Source organism: Rathayibacter sp. AC182 (assembly GCF_979253875.1).
Map to the genome: position 1 here is coordinate 730,216 of NZ_CEEDEK010000005.1, position 18,510 is coordinate 748,725.

Consider the following 18,510-nt stretch of genomic DNA (forward strand, 5'->3'; position numbering starts at 1 on the left):
TGCGGGTGAGCGTGCACGCAACCGAGGTCAGGAGGGCCCTCACGGCCTAGGAGGGCGCCGTCGGCCCGTTCGACCTCGGTTGCGAGCACGTCGCGGTAGGGCCGGAGCCGTCGGCCAAGTCTTCGCGAAGCAGAGGCTCTCGGGCGCGTCGCCCCAGTAGCCGAAGCCGGGGATCGGCTCGTAGCCCGAGCTCTCGTACAGGGCCACGGCCTCCGGCTGCTGCGTGCCCGTGACCAGGCGGAGCAGCACGACCCCGTGCCGGACGGCGAGGTCCTCGACCGCGGCGAGCAGGAGTCGGCTGAAGCCGCGTCCGCGCGCCGGCTCGGTCACGAACATCCGCTTGATCTCGCCGACCTCGTCCTCGGCGGCGAGCGCCACGCAGCCGACGACCTCGCCGTCGACCCGGAGCAAGAGCGTCGGCGTCGCGGGTCAGGGCGCGGCCCGGGGTCGTCGCCGCCGTAGCGCCGCATGATCTCGGCCTCCTGCAGGGCGAACAGCGTCAGCGCCACGGGATCGGCGGCCGTGGTCTCGATCAGCGCGGTCTCCTTGCGGCGCGTTCTCTCCCGGCGCGGTCTGTTCCGGCGCGGTCTCGATCGGCGCGGTCTCGATCAGGCGGGGCTCCTCGGGCACCCCTCGATCGTGCGGGCGCGGAGCCGCCACCCGACGAGGCGTCCGGCGCCGTCGAGACGTCCACGAGCAGCGGGACGCCTCGACGGGAACGGGACGCCTCGGGCGATCTCGAGCCGGCGCGTAGAGCAGACCCGCGCCGGCGGACAATCCCCGCGCACCCCGCGCGGGCGTCGCAGGGTGGAGGTCATGAGAAAGCTGTACTACGCCAGCGGGCACATGCTGGTCGCCGACGTCACGTGCAAGGCCGTCCTCCGCTACGCGCGCGCCCTCGCCGATGTCGGCAAGTCGGACGTCGTCACCGTGCCGGTCATCACCGAGGGCGGGAGCAGCGCCTACGCCCACCTCCTCATCGGACCCGCCAGCCAGCTCTGGTCGACCCCGGTCGAGAACAGCCACGGCGAGGAGCCGGTCGACGAGGCCGTCCTCTCCCACATCGAGGCCGAGACGCAGCGGATGCAGCCGTCGCGCCCCTCCTGGAGCGACGAGATGACGGACATGCCGGACCTCGACTTCCTGAACTACCCCGAGCCCGCCTGACCCGGGACGGTCCCAGGAGGGACCCGGTTGGATGGGCCGGGTGAACACGCTCATCGTCACCGCTCACCCCGATCCGGAATCGCTCACCTCGACGATCGCGCGGAGGATCGCCGCGGCGGTCGGCTCCGTCGAGGTCGCCGACCTGGCCGCCGAGGGCTTCGATCCGCGGTTCTCCGCCGCGGATCGGCACCTCCACCGGGTGGCCGGAGACTTCTCCGAGGACGTCGCCCGCGAGCAGCGGCGGCTCGACGGCGCCGAGCACCTCGTGCTCGTCTTCCCCGTGTACTGGTGGTCGATGCCGGCCCTGCTGAAGGGCTGGATCGACCGCGTCTTCGTCGACGGCTGGGCCTTCTCGATCGACCCGGCCGGAGGGATGCGGCCGCCGCCTCGGCGCTCTCACCGTGCACCTCGATGCCGATCGCCGGGGACGACGCCGGCGTCTACGACCGCCACGGCTACGAGCAGGCCCTGCGGACGCAGATCGAGCACGGGATCGTCGACTACTGCGGGGCCGTGCAGGGCGTGACCGCCTTCGTCCACGAGTCCGAGCAGGAGGACGACGGCGCCCGGCGCGCCGCGGTCGACCAGGCGGTCGAGGCGGTGTCGGAGGCCGTCCGCCGCTGACGCGGTGGCACACTTCGGAGCATGGACGAGGCGCCGCACGACGAGCTCCGCGCGCTGCAGCGTCGGGCCTCCGCGCGCCGCCCCGACCTGGGACCCGCGGAGTGGGAGCGGCTGCGGGCGCTGCGAGGGCGGAGCGGCGGCTCCGCGGACACATGCGGCTCCTCCGAGCCGGTCGGCCTCCGACGGCTCTCGAGGCCGCGCTCCTCGACGATCCGCCCGCCCGCCCCGGTCGCCGCATCCCGTTCCTCTGGGCGGCGTCCCTCGTCGCCGCGGCGCTCCTCGGAGCCGGGTGACGACCTGGGCCGCCGCTCCCGACGACCGCGAGGTGGCGACACTGCGACTGTCGCCCGCCGACGACCTCGCCGGCTGGGGCGGCTCCGAGGACACCCTCGCGTCCGACGTCTTCCACGGCCTCCGGATGGTGAAGCGGCCCAGCGGCGAGGACGGCGGCTCGTGCCTGTACGTGGTCCCGGCCGAGACCGACGCGTCCGGCATCGTCTTCAGCGGCTGCAGCGCGCGGTCCTTCCCCGCCACGGCGCAGCTGACCGTCTCGCCCTCGCTCCCCGGGGAGCTGCGCGAGGCGTTCGAGGACGGCAGCGGACTCCGCTTCGTCTTGGAGGGCGAGACGGTGCACGTCAGCTCGGACCGGTGAGCCGCGCGTCGGATCGGAGCCGGTGGCGAGGAGGCGGTGCTGCAGAACCTCAGCCAGGAGCAGGGGCTGACCGCTGACGCCGACGGGCCCCCTCCTCGGCTGATGATGCGAGCGCCGTGTGGATCGCCTCCCGTGCCCCGTCAGCCCGGCGCGACCGTCGGACGTCTCTGATCGGATGGAGGGGACCGCCACCTGAGAAGACATCTGATCCATGACCGACGTCTCCTCCCAGCCGCCCGCCGAGGGCGATGACCGCAGGTTCTGACCAACCGTCAGGGCCACCCCGTCTACGACAACCAGAACCAGCGCACCGTCGGGGCCGCGGCCCCGCGACGCTCGAGAACTACCAGTTCCTCGAGAAGATCAGCCACTTCGACCGCGAGCGGATCCCCGAGCGGGTGGTGCACGCCCGCGGCGCCGTCGCCTTCGGCTACTTCGAGGGCGACCGGCACCTGGGGCGACGAGCCGATCGCGCGGTACACCCGCGCGAAGCTGTTCCAGGAGGAGGAAGCGCACCGATGTCGCGATCCGCTTCTCGACCGTGATCGGCGGCCGCGACTCCTCGGAGGCCGCGCGCGACCCCCGCGGCTTCGCGGTGAAGTTCTACACCGAGGACGGCAACTGGGACCTCGTGGGCAACAACCTCGGCGTCTTCTTCATCCGCGACGCCATCAAGTTCCCCGACGTCATCCACTCGCTCAAGCCCGACCCCGTCACGTTCCGGCGGGAGCCCGCGCGCATCTTCGACTGTCATGTCGCAGACGCCGGAGTCGATGCACATGCTGGTCAACCTGTTCAGCCCCCGCGGCATCCCGGCCGACTACCGCCACCAGCAGGGCTTCGGAGTGAACACCTACAAGTGGGTGAACGCCGCGGGCGACACGAAGCTGGTCCAGTACCACTGGATCCCCTCCGTGGGCGTCAGCAGCATGACCGAGGCCGACGCCGCGGTCGTGCAGGGCGGCGACCTCGGCCACGCGTCGAAGGACCTCTACGAGGCCATCGAGCGCGGCGAGCACCCGGAGTGGGAGCTGCGCGTGCAGCTGATGGACGACCACGACCACCCCGAGCTCGACTTCGATCCGCTCGACGACACCAAGGTGTGGCCCGAGAACGAGTTCCCGCCGAAGACGGTCGGGAGGATGGTGCTGAACCGCAACGTCACCAACCACTTCGCCGAGAACGAGCAGCTCTCGTTCGGCACCGGCGTCCTGGTCGACGGCCTCGACTTCTCGGACGACAAGATGCTGGTCGGGCGCACGTTCTCCTACTCCGATACCCAGCGCTACCGCGTGGGCCCGAACTACCTGCAGCTGCCGGTGAACGCGCCGAAGAACGTGCACGTCGCGACCAATCAGCGCGACGGGCAGATGGCGTTCCACCCAGGACCACGGCGGCGAGAACCCGCACGTGAACTACGAGCCCTCGATCACCGGCGGGCTGCGCGAGGCGCAGTACCCGACCCACGACGACCAGGGCCCCGAGATCACCGGCCGCCTCACCCGCAAGCGGATCCCGCGCACGAACGACTACACCCAGGCCGGCCAGCGCTACCTGCTGATGGAGGAGCGGGAGCGCGACGACCTGGTGGCGAACTTCGTCGACCTGATCTCGCAGGCGGCCCGCCCCGTGCAGGAGCGGATGCTCTGGCACTTCTACCTCGTGGAGGACGACCTCGGCCGCCGCGTCGGCGAGGGCCTCGGCATCACGCTGGACGAGGTGAAGGACCTGCCTCCGCTGCAGTCGCAGACGCTGTCCGAGGACGAGCTCGCCCGCCTCGCGAACCTCGGTCACAACGGCCCGCGCGACGTCGAGGGCCTCGTCATGACCCACACCGTGCCGAATGCGCGCGCGAACAAGGTCGAGAAGCACGTGCAGGAGGAGGCGGCGTAGCTCCTGCGGGCCGGAGGGGGCGATCCTCCGGCCCGTCCGCGTCTCAGCGGAGCGGGAGGCCCGCGATCGCGCCGACGACGGCACGGAGGCCGCGCGAGCCCCTCCGGGAGGGAGCGGCTGCGCGGCCTCCGTCGTCGCCTAGCGGACCGTGCGGCTCACGGAGTTGTTCGCCGGCGTCGGATCGGCGGCGGAGGTCGACACCTTGGCGTCGATCGTCGTCGTCCTCGGGCGAGGTGGCGAGCGTCACCGGGTAGCTGATGCTCTGCCCCACCCCGACACTGGGCGCGGTCCAGGTGAGCACGGTGGTGCCCTTGGCCTTGCCCGGAGTCCGCACCGCGCCGGGGGCATCGGCGACGGGAGCCAGACCGTCACCCGGGTGGTGGTGGTCGCCCGCGTCCCGGTGCCGACGTTCGTGATCGTCACCGTGCCCGAGACCGGGGCGGTCGCGGGGCGACCCGGGGTGAGGGCCATGGCGATCTTCAGGTCGGCCCGGGTCGACGCGCTCACCTTCAGCGTCTGGGTCGCAGCAGGAGCCGCGAGCCAGACGGCGTCACCGGGCTGCACCGCCGTGACGGTGCAGGTCGCCGCTCCGGTGAGCTTGACCGCGGCGGTGCCGCTGCCGGTCGGCGCGATCGTGCAGCTCCCCTTCGCCGAGAACGTCACCGGGTTGCCGGACGTCGCGGTGGCCGCGACCGGGTAGGCGATCCCTCGCTCAGGTGCCTTCGGCATCGTCGTCGTGAACGCGATGGTCTGCGCCCTCCCTGACGACCGGGGCGGCCGCCGTCACGGTGACGGACTGCGTCGCTCGCGGCGCCGCCTCGTGGGTCGCGTCCCCGGCCTGGTCGGCCGTGAGCTGGCAGGTGCCGGCGGCGGTGAAGGTCACCGAGCCGTTCGCCACCGAGCAGACCGCGGGGGTCGTCGTGCCCAGGACGACCGGAGCACTGGACGCGCCCGCGCGCACCGTCGGCGTGCACGCCGCGCCGCCCTGACCGCGGCGGGCGCCGCCGAGGTGAACGCGAGGGTCTGGCCGACCCGCGCGATCTCGAACGTGCGCACGGCCTGCGGAGCGGCTCCGTGACGGGCGTCGCCCGCCTGGTCGAGCGTCAGCGTGCAGGTGCCGGCCGAGTCGTACGACACGACTCCCGACGGCCGAGCAGGCGCCCGAGGCCGTCAGCACCGGTTCCGCACTCGACGGGCCGCGGACGATCACCGGGGCGGAGGACTGGCCGACCGTCGCCCCGAGGGGCCTCGCCGCCGAAGGAGACGGTGCCCGCGGCGAGGCCGACCGCGATCGACTGCGAGACCTGCGCAGCCGCCGCGTGGCGGTCGTCCCCCGCCTGGTCCGCGGTGATCGTGCAGGTGCCGCTCCCGGTGAAGGTCACGACTCCGTCCTCGATCGCGCACGACCCGCTCGCGCCCATCAGCACGGGCTTCCCCGACGCGCCGCCCGTGGCGGTCGGCGTGTATGTGCCGCCGGCCACCGCCGTCGCGGGAGCCGTCGAGGTGAAGCTCAGCGACTGGGCGAGGAGGCCGACCTCGAACGAGCGGACCGCACGGGAGCCCGCGCCGTACCGCGCGTCGCCCGCCTGGTCCAGCGTGAGCGCGCAGGTGCCCGCGGAGTCGTACGACACGACTCGGAGGCGACCGAGCAGGCACCCGACGCGGTCAGCACCGGATCCGCGCTCGACGGACCGCGGACGATCACCGGGGTGGAGGAGCCGCCGACGCGGGCGTCCGCGGGAGCGCCGCCGAAGGACACGGAGCCCTCGAGCAGCCCGACCGCCACGGTCTGCGAGACCTGAGCCGCCGCTTGGAAGCGGTCGTCCCCCGCCTGGTCCGCGGTGATCGTGCAGGTGCCGGTCCCGGTGAAGGTCACGACCGCATCGGCGATCGTGCAGGCACCGGTCGCGCCGATCAGCACGGGCTGCCCGGAGGCGCCGCCCGCCGCGGTCACGGCGTACGTGTCACCGGGCGCAGCCGTCGCGGGAGGGCTCGAGGTGAAGGCGATCGTCCGGCCCGGGAGCCCGACCTCGATGGTGTGCAGGGTCGTCGGCGCCGCGGCCCAGTAGAAGTCCCCGAGCTGGTAGGCGTAGAACGTGCAGGTGCCGACCGCGGTGAAGGTCACCACGTCGCGACCCTCGGAGTCGCGCTTCGTGGAGCACGCGTCGTAGGCGGCGACGTTCACGGGAAGGCCAGAGCCGGCCGTCGCCGTGACGACGAAGGACCCGCCGACCTCGCCCGTGGCCGGGGTGGTCGAGGTGAGCGTGATCGCCTGCGGTTCCTTGGCGACCGTGAACGTGACGAGCATCTGCTGCGCCGGCTCGAATCCGGCGGTGCCCGGCTGATCGGCCGTGACCGTGCACACCTCGCCGACCTCGGTGAAGGTCACGACGCCCTCGGCGATCGTGCATCCTCCGGTCGCGCCGAAGACCACCGGCAGTCCGGACGACGCCGACGCCACGGGCGTGTAGGTGCCGCCTCGCGGGGACTGCTGTCCGTGCGGGTAGTCGAAGGTGATGCTCTGCTTCTCCCGGACGATCTCGAACCGACCGAGTGAAGCGCTCGGCGAGGAGGTAGAGATCGGTGCCGCGGTCGACGCTCACCGTGCAGGTGCCGACGGAGAGAGGCCGGACGAAGGCATCGGCGTCGATCGTGCAGACGGTGGGCGTCGAGGTCGTGACCGTCACCGGGAGCCCGTGGTTCGACCCCGCGTAGAGCAGGACGTCGTCATCGCCGGGCCGGACGCCCTCCGGAACCCGGAAGGACACCTCCTGCCCCAGCCTCACCAGCTCGAAGCTGGTCCGGATCTGCGCCGCCGGTTCGGCACCCGCGTCTCCGGCCTGGTCCGCCGCGACCGTGCACGTGCCCGCCTCGAGCGTGCGGGCGTTGCCGAACGACTGGGTGTTGTGCATGCCGCGGGTGGTGACCTCGCAGACTTCGGGAGTCAGCGACGAGAAGACCACCTGTCGGTTCAGGGACGACGAGGCCCCGATCTGAGCGTTGCCCGACGCGGCGTTGTCGCCCGTGTAGGGCTGGAAGGAGAGCGTCTGCGGAAGCCGGGCGATCGTGACGGACCGCTCGATCGACGGCGCCGGCAGGAACGACTGGTCGCCGCCCTGGACCGCGACGATCTCGCAGAGCCCTCCGGTCAGGGCACGGACGGCGTTCGCCTCCGTCACCGCGCAGACGTCCGGGGTGCTGCTGAGGTACTCGACGGGCAGAGCGGAGGACGCCGTCGCCCCCAGGGCGACGTCGGGACCGCCGAGGCGGAGGCCGGACGGCTCGGGGAAGGCGATCGTCTGAGCGACCGGGACGACGACCACCGGCGGGCGGACGATCTTCTGCGTGCGATCGGCCGACTGGCTGGGGAGGACCGTGTAGGTCCCGTCGCTCCGCTTCTGCGAGTAGCCGGAGTACGACGCCCAGAGCACGGCGGGGTCGGTGTAGTCGTTCAGACCCTGCGAGTTCGACCTGTCCATCGTGATCGTCGCCGTCCCGCGACCGGGACTGCCGGGCTCGATGACCAGCGGAGCGCGGAGGAACAGGTAGCCGCCGTGCGTGCGGAAGTCGACCTTGTACTGGACCAGGACCTCGCCTCCTCCGAGCGGGATCCGGGACGGATCGGCCGTGGTGGTCGTGACGGAGAAGGTGATGTCGTCGCCGACGTTCGACGGGTTCGGCGACGAGGTCACCGTGGTGGTCGTGGTGAAGTCGTCGGGGATCGAGCGGATGACGACGTGGGCGTGCTCGAAGCTCGCCTCGCCGTAGACGACGTTCAGTTCCGGCGCCCGCATGTCCGCTGCCGCCGCCACCGGAGCCCGCGTAGTAGATGAGGAAGGCGAAGCCGTAGTAGCGGCCGCTGCCGCCGCCGCCGCCGTACCAGCCGCCGCCAGCCGCCGCCGCCGATCGCCTGGGTGCCGATCGTGGGCTTGCCGTCGCCGCCGCCGCCGCCACCGCCGAATCCGCCGGCGCCCGCGTTGCCGCCGCCGTATCCGCCGTTCGTCTGGCTTCCACCGCCGCCCTTGCCCTCGTAGAGGCTGTTGGTCCCCTCCGACGAGCCGTCGGTGCCGTTCAGGCCTCCGCCGGTGCTGTAGGTGCCGCCGTTCTCGCCCGCACCGCCCGCGACGAGGACGCGATCGGCGAGGCCGAAGGAGCCGGTCCGCACGTCGGTCGCTCCGTTGCCGCCGTCGCCGCAGCGGTTGATGTAGCAGGTGAAGCCGTCGGTGCCGCCGGTGCCGCCGCCGTTCCATCCGCCCAGCGGGCGCCTCTTGAGGTGCACCAGCCCGCTGCCGCCGTCCTCGCCCCGGCCTCCGACGTTGACCTGGAGGACCTGCCCGGGCTGGACGGCGAGGGTCGCCGTCGCGAGCCCACCGTTGCGGCCTCCGTGCACCGTGACGTCCAGAGAGTGGGTGTTGGACGGGACCGTGAACGTGTCCGGGGCGCCGCCGATCCCGTCCGTGCTGCGGTTCGTGTAGCGGCACTCCACCTGGTCGGGAGCCGCTGCGACGTCGAAGTTCACCACTCCGGCCTCCCCGCAGGCGGCGGAGTCGGGAACGCCGGGGGGCGCGGCGGAGGCCGCCGTCGGCACGGCGACGAGACCGGCCGCGACCACCACCGCCGCGAGAGCGACGGCGATCCTGGAGCGGAAGGAGAAGCGGGCGAGTGGTGCGGATCCGGGCACGGAGGTCTCTCTGACGAGGCGCGGACCGAGCGCGGAGGCGCTGCGGATCCGCTGGGGAACGGGTAGCTCCTACTATCCGGCTGTTCGGGAGAGATTCTCAGCTGCTGGAACCCCCGAGGAGGGCGTGAGATCTTCCGCACGTCCTTCTCGGTCCTCCCGGCGACGCGCTCGGCCGGGTCAGCGGAGCGGGAGGCCCGCGATCGCGCCGACGACGGTGACCGCCCCCAGCACGAGGAAGGCGGCCGCTCCCTGCGCGAGGGCGTGGGAGGACCGCCCGTCCCACCGCGGCCGTGCACCGAGGACGAGGGCGAGGAAGGAGCAAGCCGCTCCGGCTCCCACGAGCAGGAACCACCAGACGAGTGCGTACTCCGGGGCGGGCGAGGCAGTCGAGGGGCGGGTCGTTCAGGGCGAGGAGGAAGCCGCGGTACGTCGCTGTGCAGGCCGCGAAGGCGAGCAGCGACAACGGGGCTCCTGCCGCCCCGAGGATCCCGCAGACGGCGGCGCCGACGACTCCGAGCACCGACAGCAGCGAGCCGGCGCGGTCGGCGCCGGTCGCGGTCGGCGAGTGGTCATGTCGCGACCCTACGGCGGCTCCCCGGTGCTGCGCCTCCCCGGCGGGCCGAGCGGCACCAGGATGGGACCGTGACGACTCCCCGCCGCCCCGATGCCACCGCGGTCGAGCTGATCGGCGGAGTCGAGCCGCTCGAGGTCCCTCTGCAGGAGTACGACGAGCGCTGGCCCGAGGTCTTCGAGGAGCACCGCCGGCGCATCCTCGACGTGCTGCCGGATGCGCGGGTCGAGCACATCCGGATCGACGGCGGTCCCCGGGCTCGCGGCGAAGCCGATCATCGACCTCGTGCTGGTCGTCGACGACATCACCGCCGAGGAGGACCACCTCGACGCCCTCCTGGCCGCCGGCTACGAGCTGCGGGTGCGCGAGCCGGGTCACCGCCTCGTGCGGACCCCGGCCCGCGACGTGCACGTGCACGTGTACCAACGGGGCGCCGCGGCGGTCGACGCGTACCTCCTGCTGCGGGACCGCCTCCGCTCGGACCCTGTCGATCGGGCGCTCTACGAGGGCGTCAAGCGCGAGCTGATGCGGAGCCGCTGGGACGACATGAACGCGTACGCCGACGCGAAGACCGCGGTGATCCTCGCGATCCTGGGACGCGCGGGTTTCCTGAACCGTCGCGCCCGGACGAAGCCCTGGACCACCGGCCCCGGCCGCTCCTAGTACGGGATCGGGGTCACGACCACGCAGGGCGTGAAGCCCGGAGCTGTCGCGGTGAGCACGGCCGTCGGGGCGGGTTCCACCCCGGAGTCCAGTTGCTCGCGAGGAAGTAGAAGAGCTCCGTCTCCTGGTCGGGGGCGAGGCCGGCCGAGTAGCGGAAGGTGAAGGACGTCGACGTGAACCCTCCCGGCGCGTAGTCCCACGACGGTCCCCGCCGAACCCCTGCCAGGTCCAGCCCTGACCGGCCGTCGGGATGAACAGGGTCAGGGTGTTCGGGTCGATCGCGGAGCCGCTCTCGTTCCGGAAGTAGACCTCCTGGAAGGTCCCGCCCGGCGGGTAGACGGACAGTGCGCCGGCCCTCGCGCTGAGCGTCGGCGTCTCGCCGCTGGCCGCCGCGAGCGGACTCCCGACGGCGGCGACGACGACGGGGGCCGACCAGGCGGCTGCGGTCACGGTGCGGCGGGAGACGGGGCGCGGTTCGGACATGCCGGAACGGTAGCTCCGGGACGGTGTCCGGCGGCGGACATGTCCGCTAGCGGGTGCGGCCTGCGGGAGGCGGCGCGGGCCGCCCTCCTCAGCGGGTCATCGGAGCCTCATCGGGCGCTCATAGCCGCGGCGGCCAGTGTCGGTCCTGCAGACGACGTCCGAGGAGGACCCCATGACCCGCATCCCCGAGCCCGACCTCACGCCCGACGGCCCCGCCTACCAGGGGCGGCGCCTCGACCGACCCGGCGAGGAGGTCGTCGATCAGGGGCTGCTCTTCGACGTCGGCACGCTCGTCGGCCGACGGGGGTGCTGGCGCTGATCGGCGTCGGCGCGGCCACGATGGGGGCTCGCGGCGTGCACCACGGGCGCGGGCAGCTCCGCGGCGGGCGGAAGCACCGGCACCTCCTCGGCCGCGACCGGAGGCGGCACCACGACGGCGACCGGCGAGATCCCCGACGAGACCGCGGGCCCGTACCCGGGCGACGGCTCGAACGGAGCCGATGTCCTCGAGAACGCCGGAGTCGTGCGCAGCGACATCCGCTCGAGCATCGACGGCGGAGCGACGGCCGCGGGCGTCCCGATGGCGCTGACCCTCACGATCCTCGACACGGCGAACGGCGACGTGCCGTTCGCGGGTGCGGCGGTCTACGTCTGGCACTGCGACGCCGACGGGAACTACTCGATGTACTCCTCCGGGGTCGAGGACGAGACGTACCTCCGCGGGGTGCAGGTCGCCGACGCGAGCGGCTCCGTCACGTTCACCTCGGTCGTCCCGGCCTGCTACCGGTCGCTGGCCCCACATCCACTTCGAGGTCTACCCCGACGTCGCCTCGATCACCGACTCGGCGAACGCGATCGCGACCTCGCAGGTCGCCCTCCCCGCGGACGCCTGCCGCGGTCTACGCCGCTCGACACGTACGCCGGATCGACGGCGAACCTCGCGCAGGTGTCCCTCGAGGACGACAACGTCTTCGGTGACGACGGAGGCGCGCTGCAGCTCGGCACGACGACCGGCGACGTCGACTCCGGCTACTCCGTGGCGCTGACCGCGCGGGTCGACACGACGACGACTCCGACCGCGGGGGCGGCGCCGGGTGGCGCGGGGGCCGGCGCTCCGCCGAGCCGCTGAGCGACGCGGCAGCGCTCCGGCATCCGACGGACGCCGCGACGGGGTGTGCGCAACCGAGGGCGAGATGCGGTGAACCCGCGTTCCCGGCACTCGGCGGTGATCCCGACCTCGGTCGCGGACTGCGCGGGCCGCGCGGACGTCCGGGCCCCTGTCGGCGCGATCGGACGCGGCGTAGCCTGCCGCCATGACCCTGCGACTGCGTCAGATCGTGCTCGACACCGAGGATGCGCGAGGTCTCGCGGCGTTCTACGCCGACCTCCTCGGCGGCCGCTACCGGCCGGGCGACGAGCCGCCGGCCGACGGGTCCGACGACCGCGCGGAGTGGGTGGCGCTGCGCACGCCCGAGGGCGTGAGGATCGCGTTCCAGCGCGTCGACCGGTTGCCGCATGCCACCTGGCCGGAGGGCCACGCCCTCAGCAGCTGCACTTCGACCTGATGGTCGCGGACGTCGCCGAGCTCGAGCGGCAGCGCGAGCGGGCCCTGGCGCTGGGCGCCGAGGTGATCGACGACCAGAGCGGCGATCCGGAGGAGGCGCTGTACGTCCTCGCGGACCCGGCGGGGCATCCGTTCTGCATCTTCGTCGCGGAGGACCTCGACGCGCTCGTGGACTGGTGACCACCGGCAGGACGAAGGCCGAGCGGAGTCGCGGATCTGCGTCGATCCCCGCCTCCGGCCTCCGCTCTGCGGGCGCAGCGGAGCCGGAAGCGCCCTCACAGCCGAAATCCCTACGGAATCCTCACGGGTGATTTCCCGGAACGGTCCTGGCGGCCCCCTCGCGGGGCGTAGAAACGGGAGGTGACCTCCTCTCCGGCGCGCGCCGCCGCCACTCCCACTCCTCCTTTGCCCGTGAAGCGCCGCGCCCTCCGCGCCTGGATGCTCACCGGCCTGTCCGAGGACTCCGGAGCGCACCAGGGCCCGCACGCGACCACCGTCGAGAAGACGCACTCGTGGTGGCGGGTGATGTGCCGTCACGGGCGTCGACTACTTCTCGACCCTCGGCTACCAGCCGGCGATCGCGGCCGTCGCCGCGGGGCTGCTCTCGCCGCTCGCCACGATCGTGCTCGTGCTGCTGACGCTGTTCGGCGCGCTGCCGGTCTACCGCCGCGTCGCGCGCGAGAGCTTCCGCGGCGAGGGCTCGATCGCGATGCTGGAGCGGCTGCTGCCCTGGTGGGGCGGCAAGCTCTTCGTGCTGGTGCTGCTCGGATTCGCGGCCACCGACTTCATGATCACGATCACACTCTCGGCGGCCGACGCCACACAGCGCACGCGGTCGAGAACCCGTTCGCGCCCGCCTGGTTCGAGGGGGCCGAGGTGCCGCTGACCCTCGGACTCGTGGCGCTGCTCGGGCTCGTGTTCCTCAAGGGGTTCAAGGAGGCGATCGGCATCGCGGTCGTCCTCGTGGCCGTGTTCCTCCTCCTGAACCTGGTGGTGATCGCGGTGTCGTTCGGGCACGTGGCCGAGAACCTGGTGGTGATCACCGACTGGTGGAGCGCGCTGACGACGCAGCACGGGAATCCGCTGGTCATGGTGGGGATCGCGCTGATCGTGTTCCCGAAGCTCGCGCTCGGGCTCGGGCTTCGAGACCGGAGTCGCGGTGATGCCGCAGATCACGGGCGCGCCCGGCGACACCCCCGCGAATCCGGCCGGGCGGATCCGCGGAGCCAAGCCGACTCCCTGATGACCGCGGCGATCATCATGTCGAGCTTCCTGATCACGTCGAGCATCGTGACGACGCTGCTGATCCCGCAGGCGCAGTTCCAGCCCGGCGGCGAGGCGAGCGGACGCGCACTCGCCTACCTGGCGCACGAGTACCTCGGCGACGGCTTCGGCACGGTCTACGACGTCAGCACCATCTGCATCCTCTGGTTCGCGGGCGCCTCCGCGATGGCCGGGCTGCTGAACATCGTGCCGCGGTACCTGCCGCGCTACGGCATGGCTCCGCAGTGGGCCGCCGCCGTGCGGCCGCTGGTGCTCGTGTTCACCGCGATCGCGTTCCTCATCACGATCCTCTTCGAGGCCGACGTCAACGCGCAGGGCGGGGCCTACGCGACGGGCGTGCTCGTGCTGATCACCTCGGCGTCCGTCGCCGTGTTCCTCTCGGCCCGGCGCCAGCGGCAGCGCAAGCGCACCGTCGGCTTCGCGCTGATCGCGCTCGTCTTCGTCTACACGACGGTCGTCAACGTGATCGAGCGGCCCGATGGAGTGAGGATCGCGGCGGTCTTCATCGTCGGCATCGTCGTCGTCTCCTTGATCTCGCGGGTGCAGCGGTCGTTCCAGCTGCGCGCGACCTCCGTCGTGCTCGACGATCAGGCGCTGGCCTTCGTCCGCTCCGACGCCGACGACTACGGAGTGATCCGCATCGTCTCGCACGAACCCGACGAGGACTCGGAGCAGGAGTACCGCACGAAGCTCAGCGAGGAGCGGCGCGACAGCAACATCCCGGCCCGCTCGCCCGTGCTGTTCCTCGAGGTGCACCGCGCAGACTCGTCCAACTTCGAGGAGGACCTGGAGGTGCGCGGAGTCGTGCGGCACGGCTTCCGCGTGCTGCAGGTGAGCAGCGGCAACGTGCCGAACACGCTGGCCGCGGTGCTGCTCGAGATCCGCTCCGAGACGGGCGTGATCCCCGAGATCTACTTCGAGTGGACGGAGGGGAGCCCGCTGTCGAACATGTTCCGCTTCCTGATCACGGGGGCGGGCGAGGTGGCGCCGGTGACGCGCGAGGTGCTGCGGCGCGCCGAGCCGGACCCGGTGCGGCGGCCTGCGGTGCACGTGGGCTGAGGCGCGGGCGCGCGCCGCGCTCCTCCAGAAGTCGCGGGAAGCGCCAGCGGTCACCGCGACTCGCGAGGGAGCGCGAGGGCAGGCGGCCGCTCAGAGCGTCGTGGGGCGCGTCTCGGCGTCCAGCAGCCCGCGGAGGAACCGCGCGTCGGTGGAGTACTCCGCCGCCTCCTCGAGGAGGTGGGGCCTCCCGAGCTCCTCGGCCTTGCCGATCGAGAGCTCGGCCAGGTCGTGGAGGCGGATGATCGCGACGCGCAGGACGTCCGCCCACGTCGCGTCCGAGCCGTAGCGGAGCAGGAGGAGCTCGACGCGGCGCCGGGCGTCGTCCATCCCTGGCGCCCCCTCCGGAGCGACGGCCGTCAACGGCACGACACGGGTCGCGAAGTAGGCGATGTCCCAGAGCCGCGGACCCGGCGAGCACATGTCGAAGTCGATGGCGCCGACCAGGACACCGTCGCGGAAGGCGAGGTTGTGCGGCGCGAAGTCGTTGTGGCAGACCACCTCGGCCGGCACCTTGGCCGACGCCTGCCAGACGGTGCCGTCGAGGCCGAAGCCGATGCTCGCGTCGTGCAGCGCGCGCAGTCGCCGCGCCCCCTCCTCGAGGACGGAGTCGCTCCACACCCACGCCGGCAACGGGGTAGAGCGGCACGTCCCCCTCGACGAACGAGAGCCGCTCCCGCCCGCCCTCGATCCCGAGGGGCTGCGGCGCCCAGTCGATCCCGGCGACGGCGAGGTAGCGGAGGTACCGGTGCACGGTCGGCGTCCACGGCCCCGCGTTCCGGAGGACGGTGTCGCCGCTGCGCTCGACGTCGTTCATGTTCCCGCCGGCGAGAGGTCCGTCCATCCGGCCAGCGTAGGCCGCAGGCGGCCGTCGTCGCGCCGCTCCCGAACCGCTCGTGGGCGGTTCGACCGGGAGATGCGTCCCCGCGACTCGCCAGAAGTCGCGGGAGCGGGCGCGGTCACCGCGACTATTGAGGAAGCGCAGGAGGTACTGCAGCCGGGGCACCGGCGACGCTCAGCGCAGCCGCTCCAGCTCCCCGCGCAGCACCCCGACCGCCCACTCGCCCTCGCCCTCGCGCAGCAGTAGGTGCACCGCGAGCCCGTCGACCAGCGCGTGCAGGCGGCGGGCCGCGTCGAGCAGGTCGGCGTCGCGCGGGCGCCACGCGACCGATTCGCAGAGCAGCACGCACATCTCGGCGAGCTCGCGGTGGGCGCGATCGCGGATGCCGCGCAGCTCGGGCAGCGCCGGCGTCTCGGCGATCAGCGCGATGTTCACTTCGAGCTCCGCGCGGCTGTCCGGCTCGAGCGGCAGGAGGTGGCGCAGCAGGGCGACCGCGTCGGCGAGCGCGTCGCCCGTGCGGGGCGTGGCGAGGATCCGCTCGGTGGCGCGGCTCACCATCAGCTCGGCCGAGAACGCGACCAGCTCCGTGCGGGTCGGGAACACGTGCCGCAGCGAGCCGACGACCACGCCGTCCTCCGCGACGGTGCGGACCGACACCGCGCCGATGCCGCGCTCGCGCACCACGCGCCAGACGGCCTCGGCCAGCCGAGCCTTCCGGGCGTCGCGATCGATGGCCATGACCCGAGATTAGCACGGGTGGTGCTGGCTTCTCCGGAGTAGCACGCCTGTGCTATTCGAAGAGGGGGAATCATGGTCCTGGCCGTCGTCATCGCCTGCGAGATCGGCTTCTGGGTGGTCATCGCTCTCGGGCTCCTCGCGCGCTACGTCCTGCGGTGGCGCCGCACCGGCGCCGCGCTGCTCGCCCTGACACCGGTCGTCGACCTGGTGCTGCTGACCGCCACGGCGATCGACCTGCGGAGCGGAGCGACGGCCTCCTTCCGCGCACTCGCTCGCGGCCCTCTACCTCGGCTTCTCGATCGCCTACGGCCACGCGCTCGTCCGCGCCGCCGACGTCCGCTTCGCCCATCGCTTCGCCGGAGGCCCCGCACCCCGAGCTCGTCGGCGCCGAGTACGCCGTGTCGTGCTGGAAGGACCTCCTCCGCACCACGCTCGCCGCCGCGATCGCCGCCGGCGCCGTGCTGCTCCTGCGCTGGATCGCGGACGACCCCGGCTCGGACGGAGGCGCTCGACGGCGTGTTCCCGATCCTGCTGCTCGTGGTGGCGATCGAGCTGATCACGGCGGTCGGCTACACGGTCTGGCCGAGACGGGCGCCCAGCGGGACCCGTCCCGAGCGATCCGCGGCATGAACGCCGCCCGTACGGGCACCGCCCGAATGAGCACCGCCCGCACCGCCCCCGCCCGCCGTCCCGCGTGGCGGACGCGATCGCTTCCTCCGGGCGCTCCTCGCCTGGCTGATCCTCGGAGCGGGACTCGGCGCCGCGATCGGCACCGCCACCGCGCTCGACCAGGCCCTCGGCCTCCGCGCGCCTCGCCGTGGTGTCGATCCAGGCGGTGCTGACGTCGGCCCTCGTGGTGCCCGCGATCGTGCTGCTGCTGCGGCGCCGGAGCGGCCGTCGGAGCGACCGTCGGAGCCTCATGGGACTCAGGCTGTCCCGGCACGCGCTCCGCCCGCTCGCGCTCGGTGCCGCAGTGGGCGTCGCATCGGGTCTCGCGGTCTGGCTGCCCGCGGCAGTGGCCGGCTGGATCCGCGTCGAGGCCGTCGATCCGCTCGCCTTCGCCGGATTCCTGCTGCTGAACGGCCTGGTGATCACGCTGTACGAGGCCCTGCCCGAAGAGCTCGCGCTGCGCGGCTCGATGTGGACGGACCTCCGCGACGGGTGGGGGCTCGTCGTGGCGACCGCGGCCACGACCGCCCTCTTCCCGCTGCTCGTGCTCGTGATCGGCCCGGTGGAGTGGGCCGTGACGACACTGCTGGGAGGGACGGCCGCTGCGCCGTCACCGATCCCGATCGGGGAGCGATCCGATCGCCTACGTGCTGCAGCTGGTGCTGTTCGGGCTGGCGCTCGTCGCGGCCCGGCGGCTGCCGGTCGAGGGGCCGCTGCTCGTCGCGATCGCGTTCCACGCGACGCAGCTCACCGTCACGCGCACCCTGCTCGGCGGCATGCCGTGGGCGCCGTCGGGGTGGACGGTCGAGTTCGTCGAGCCCGACGCGATCGCCCTCGTGCTGGTCCACGTCGTGGTGGCGGGCGCGGCCTTCACCGGTCTGCGGTGGTCGCTCCAGCGGTGGCCTCAGTAGGCGGAGGGGTCCGAGGCCCCGGTTCCGAGCACCGCGGCGGCGCCCCGGGCGATGAGTGAGAGGTCCGTGGCGACCGCGACCCGGTCGAATCCGAGCGAGCGGAGCCGCTCCGCACGCACCGGATCCCCCGCGAACGCACCGGTGCTCCTCCCCGCGCGGCGGGCGGCGGCGACGATCGTCGGCAGCGGATCCCCGGGGGCGTCGGCGGCGAGGAGGCCGTCGAGCTCCACTCCGAGCCCGATCGCGAGGTCGAACGGCCCCACGAAGACGCCCGCGACCCCCGGCACCGCGAGGATCCGCTCGACCTCCCCCAGGCCCGCGCGGGTCTCGATCATGACCCACAGCTCCGCTCGCGCGTCGGCCGTCGAGGGGACCTCCCCGCCCCAGAGCTCGGCCATCGGCCCCCAGCTGCGGCGCCCGGCCGGCGGGTAGTGCGCGGCGGCGGCGGCTGCGCGGGCGTCGTCCGCCGTCTCGACCATCGGCACGATCACGACGTCGGCGCCGGAGTCGAGCGCCCGGCCGATCAGGGTGTCCGAGAGCCCCGCGACGCGGACGGCGACCGGCGGGCGGTCGGGAAGCGCGGCGAGCGCCTGCATCGTCGCGACGACGGCCGCGTCGTCGAACGCGCCGTGCTGCCCATCGAGGCAGAGCCAGTCGGCTCCAGCGAGCGCGATCCGCGCCGTCGTGCGCGGCTCCCCAACCGGCACCACACT

General features: G+C 73.0%; 24 protein-coding genes and 4 pseudogenes. 17 read left to right on the plus strand and 11 right to left on the minus strand.

The window, feature by feature from the left end; translation table 11 throughout:
* Positions 1 to 39: 39 nt before the first annotated feature.
* Together AC0CII_RS14485 and AC0CII_RS14490 are read right to left on the minus strand one after the other, a co-directional pair.
* Positions 40 to 411 (minus strand): GNAT family N-acetyltransferase, encoded by a 372-nt coding sequence (locus tag AC0CII_RS14485; RefSeq protein ID WP_465229843.1) that lies wholly within the window; start codon positions 409 to 411, stop codon positions 40 to 42.
* 18 nt (positions 412 to 429) lie between these two features.
* Positions 430 to 630, minus strand: coding sequence for a hypothetical protein (locus AC0CII_RS14490; protein WP_465229844.1), 201 nt, complete (start codon positions 628 to 630; stop codon positions 430 to 432).
* A gap of 186 nt (positions 631 to 816) precedes the next feature.
* Between AC0CII_RS14490 and AC0CII_RS14495 the strand changes: the two genes are divergently transcribed.
* The 8 genes and pseudogenes from AC0CII_RS14495 (at position 817) to AC0CII_RS14530 (ending at position 4,336) form a co-directional block, all read left to right on the plus strand.
* On the plus strand, positions 817 to 1,167 hold the full coding sequence (locus AC0CII_RS14495) for a hypothetical protein (RefSeq protein ID WP_207404322.1): 351 nt from the start codon (positions 817 to 819) through the stop codon (positions 1,165 to 1,167).
* 40 nt (positions 1,168 to 1,207) lie between these two features.
* Positions 1,208 to 1,693 carry an NAD(P)H-dependent oxidoreductase gene (locus AC0CII_RS14500; RefSeq protein ID WP_465229845.1) on the plus strand — a complete coding sequence of 162 codons (486 nt, stop codon included), beginning with the start codon at positions 1,208 to 1,210 and terminating at the stop codon, positions 1,691 to 1,693.
* A gap of 250 nt (positions 1,694 to 1,943) precedes the next feature.
* Positions 1,944 to 2,084, plus strand: a complete 141-nt coding sequence (locus AC0CII_RS14505) for a hypothetical protein (RefSeq protein WP_465229846.1) — start codon at positions 1,944 to 1,946, stop codon at positions 2,082 to 2,084.
* 32 nt (positions 2,085 to 2,116) lie between these two features.
* Complete coding sequence (locus tag AC0CII_RS14510) at positions 2,117 to 2,443, plus strand: hypothetical protein (protein ID WP_465229848.1); 327 nt, start codon at positions 2,117 to 2,119, stop codon at positions 2,441 to 2,443.
* A 248-nt stretch (positions 2,444 to 2,691) separates the two neighbouring features.
* Positions 2,692 to 2,988, plus strand: a complete 297-nt coding sequence (locus AC0CII_RS14515) for a catalase (RefSeq protein ID WP_465229849.1) — start codon at positions 2,692 to 2,694, stop codon at positions 2,986 to 2,988.
* Positions 2,970 to 3,131: pseudogene (locus AC0CII_RS14520) on the plus strand (catalase); the annotation flags it as partial. The gene AC0CII_RS14515 and the pseudogene AC0CII_RS14520, both read left to right, overlap by 19 nt.
* 91 nt (positions 3,132 to 3,222) lie before the next feature.
* A pseudogene (locus tag AC0CII_RS14525) lies at positions 3,223 to 3,765 on the plus strand (catalase); the annotation flags it as partial.
* An 88-nt stretch (positions 3,766 to 3,853) separates the two neighbouring features.
* Positions 3,854 to 4,336: a catalase-related domain-containing protein gene (locus AC0CII_RS14530; protein ID WP_465229850.1), complete on the plus strand. Its 483-nt coding sequence runs from the start codon at positions 3,854 to 3,856 to the stop codon at positions 4,334 to 4,336.
* A gap of 43 nt (positions 4,337 to 4,379) precedes the next feature.
* Here the strand turns inward: AC0CII_RS14530 and AC0CII_RS14535 are convergent, their stop codons facing one another.
* Positions 4,380 to 4,670, minus strand: a complete 291-nt coding sequence (locus AC0CII_RS14535; protein WP_465229851.1) for a hypothetical protein — start codon at positions 4,668 to 4,670, stop codon at positions 4,380 to 4,382.
* A gap of 42 nt (positions 4,671 to 4,712) precedes the next feature.
* Here AC0CII_RS14535 and AC0CII_RS14540 point away from each other — a divergent pair, with 42 nt between their 5' ends.
* Both AC0CII_RS14540 and AC0CII_RS14545 read left to right on the plus strand, forming a co-directional pair.
* Positions 4,713 to 5,036, plus strand: coding sequence for a hypothetical protein (locus AC0CII_RS14540; protein ID WP_465229852.1), 324 nt, complete (start codon positions 4,713 to 4,715; stop codon positions 5,034 to 5,036).
* An 88-nt stretch (positions 5,037 to 5,124) separates the two neighbouring features.
* Positions 5,125 to 5,325 (plus strand): hypothetical protein, encoded by a 201-nt coding sequence (locus AC0CII_RS14545; protein ID WP_465229853.1) that lies wholly within the window; start codon positions 5,125 to 5,127, stop codon positions 5,323 to 5,325.
* A gap of 114 nt (positions 5,326 to 5,439) precedes the next feature.
* On the opposite strand, the gene AC0CII_RS14550 is transcribed toward AC0CII_RS14545, so the two are convergent.
* The 5 genes from AC0CII_RS14550 to AC0CII_RS14570 form a co-directional block, all read right to left on the minus strand.
* On the minus strand, positions 5,440 to 5,967 hold the full coding sequence (locus AC0CII_RS14550; RefSeq protein ID WP_465229854.1) for a hypothetical protein: 528 nt from the start codon (positions 5,965 to 5,967) through the stop codon (positions 5,440 to 5,442).
* A gap of 333 nt (positions 5,968 to 6,300) precedes the next feature.
* Positions 6,301 to 8,130, minus strand: coding sequence for a hypothetical protein (locus AC0CII_RS14555; RefSeq protein WP_465229855.1), 1,830 nt, complete (start codon positions 8,128 to 8,130; stop codon positions 6,301 to 6,303).
* Positions 8,112 to 9,017 carry a glycine-rich protein gene (locus tag AC0CII_RS14560; RefSeq protein WP_465229856.1) on the minus strand — a complete coding sequence of 302 codons (906 nt, stop codon included), beginning with the start codon at positions 9,015 to 9,017 and terminating at the stop codon, positions 8,112 to 8,114. Before AC0CII_RS14560 ends, AC0CII_RS14555 begins: the two co-directional genes overlap by 19 nt.
* A gap of 177 nt (positions 9,018 to 9,194) precedes the next feature.
* Positions 9,195 to 9,356 (minus strand): hypothetical protein, encoded by a 162-nt coding sequence (locus tag AC0CII_RS14565; RefSeq protein ID WP_465229857.1) that lies wholly within the window; start codon positions 9,354 to 9,356, stop codon positions 9,195 to 9,197.
* Positions 9,357 to 9,599: 243 nt separating this feature from the next.
* Positions 9,600 to 9,866 (minus strand): hypothetical protein, encoded by a 267-nt coding sequence (locus tag AC0CII_RS14570; protein WP_465229858.1) that lies wholly within the window; start codon positions 9,864 to 9,866, stop codon positions 9,600 to 9,602.
* A gap of 7 nt (positions 9,867 to 9,873) precedes the next feature.
* Between AC0CII_RS14570 and AC0CII_RS14575 the strand changes: the two genes are divergently transcribed.
* From AC0CII_RS14575 to AC0CII_RS14595, 5 genes and pseudogenes are all read left to right on the plus strand, one after another.
* A complete protein-coding gene (locus AC0CII_RS14575; protein ID WP_465229859.1) occupies positions 9,874 to 10,251 on the plus strand; it encodes a GrpB family protein in 378 nt (125 codons plus the stop codon).
* Positions 10,252 to 10,906: 655 nt separating this feature from the next.
* Positions 10,907 to 11,863, plus strand: a pseudogene (locus AC0CII_RS14580) (dioxygenase family protein).
* Between the two features lie 184 nt (positions 11,864 to 12,047).
* On the plus strand, positions 12,048 to 12,299 hold the full coding sequence (locus tag AC0CII_RS14585; protein ID WP_465229860.1) for a VOC family protein: 252 nt from the start codon (positions 12,048 to 12,050) through the stop codon (positions 12,297 to 12,299).
* The gene (locus AC0CII_RS14590; RefSeq protein WP_465229861.1) at positions 12,185 to 12,478 is read left to right on the plus strand and encodes a VOC family protein; all 294 of its coding nucleotides are present in this window, start codon (positions 12,185 to 12,187) and stop codon (positions 12,476 to 12,478) included. The genes AC0CII_RS14585 and AC0CII_RS14590 overlap by 115 nt, the downstream gene beginning before the upstream one ends.
* A 258-nt stretch (positions 12,479 to 12,736) precedes the next feature.
* Positions 12,737 to 14,641, plus strand: a pseudogene (locus AC0CII_RS14595) (APC family permease).
* Positions 14,642 to 14,731: 90 nt separating this feature from the next.
* Here the strand turns inward: AC0CII_RS14595 and AC0CII_RS14600 are convergent.
* Positions 14,732 to 15,271 carry a phosphotransferase gene (locus AC0CII_RS14600; RefSeq protein ID WP_465229862.1) on the minus strand — a complete coding sequence of 180 codons (540 nt, stop codon included), beginning with the start codon at positions 15,269 to 15,271 and terminating at the stop codon, positions 14,732 to 14,734.
* A 382-nt stretch (positions 15,272 to 15,653) separates the two neighbouring features.
* Positions 15,654 to 16,217, minus strand: a complete 564-nt coding sequence (locus AC0CII_RS14605; protein ID WP_465229863.1) for a TetR/AcrR family transcriptional regulator — start codon at positions 16,215 to 16,217, stop codon at positions 15,654 to 15,656.
* Positions 16,218 to 16,289: 72 nt separating this feature from the next.
* Between AC0CII_RS14605 and AC0CII_RS14610 the strand changes: the two genes are divergently transcribed.
* The gene (locus tag AC0CII_RS14610) at positions 16,290 to 16,847 is read left to right on the plus strand and encodes a hypothetical protein (protein ID WP_465229864.1); all 558 of its coding nucleotides are present in this window, start codon (positions 16,290 to 16,292) and stop codon (positions 16,845 to 16,847) included.
* Positions 16,848 to 17,034: 187 nt separating this feature from the next.
* Entirely contained in the window at positions 17,035 to 17,856 is an 822-nt protein-coding gene (locus AC0CII_RS14615; RefSeq protein ID WP_465229865.1) for a hypothetical protein, read from the plus strand.
* On the opposite strand, the gene AC0CII_RS14620 is transcribed toward AC0CII_RS14615, so the two are convergent.
* Positions 17,791 to 18,504: an HpcH/HpaI aldolase family protein gene (locus AC0CII_RS14620; RefSeq protein WP_465229866.1), complete on the minus strand. Its 714-nt coding sequence runs from the start codon at positions 18,502 to 18,504 to the stop codon at positions 17,791 to 17,793. The genes AC0CII_RS14615 and AC0CII_RS14620 overlap by 66 nt on opposite strands.
* Positions 18,505 to 18,510 lie beyond the last annotated feature (6 nt).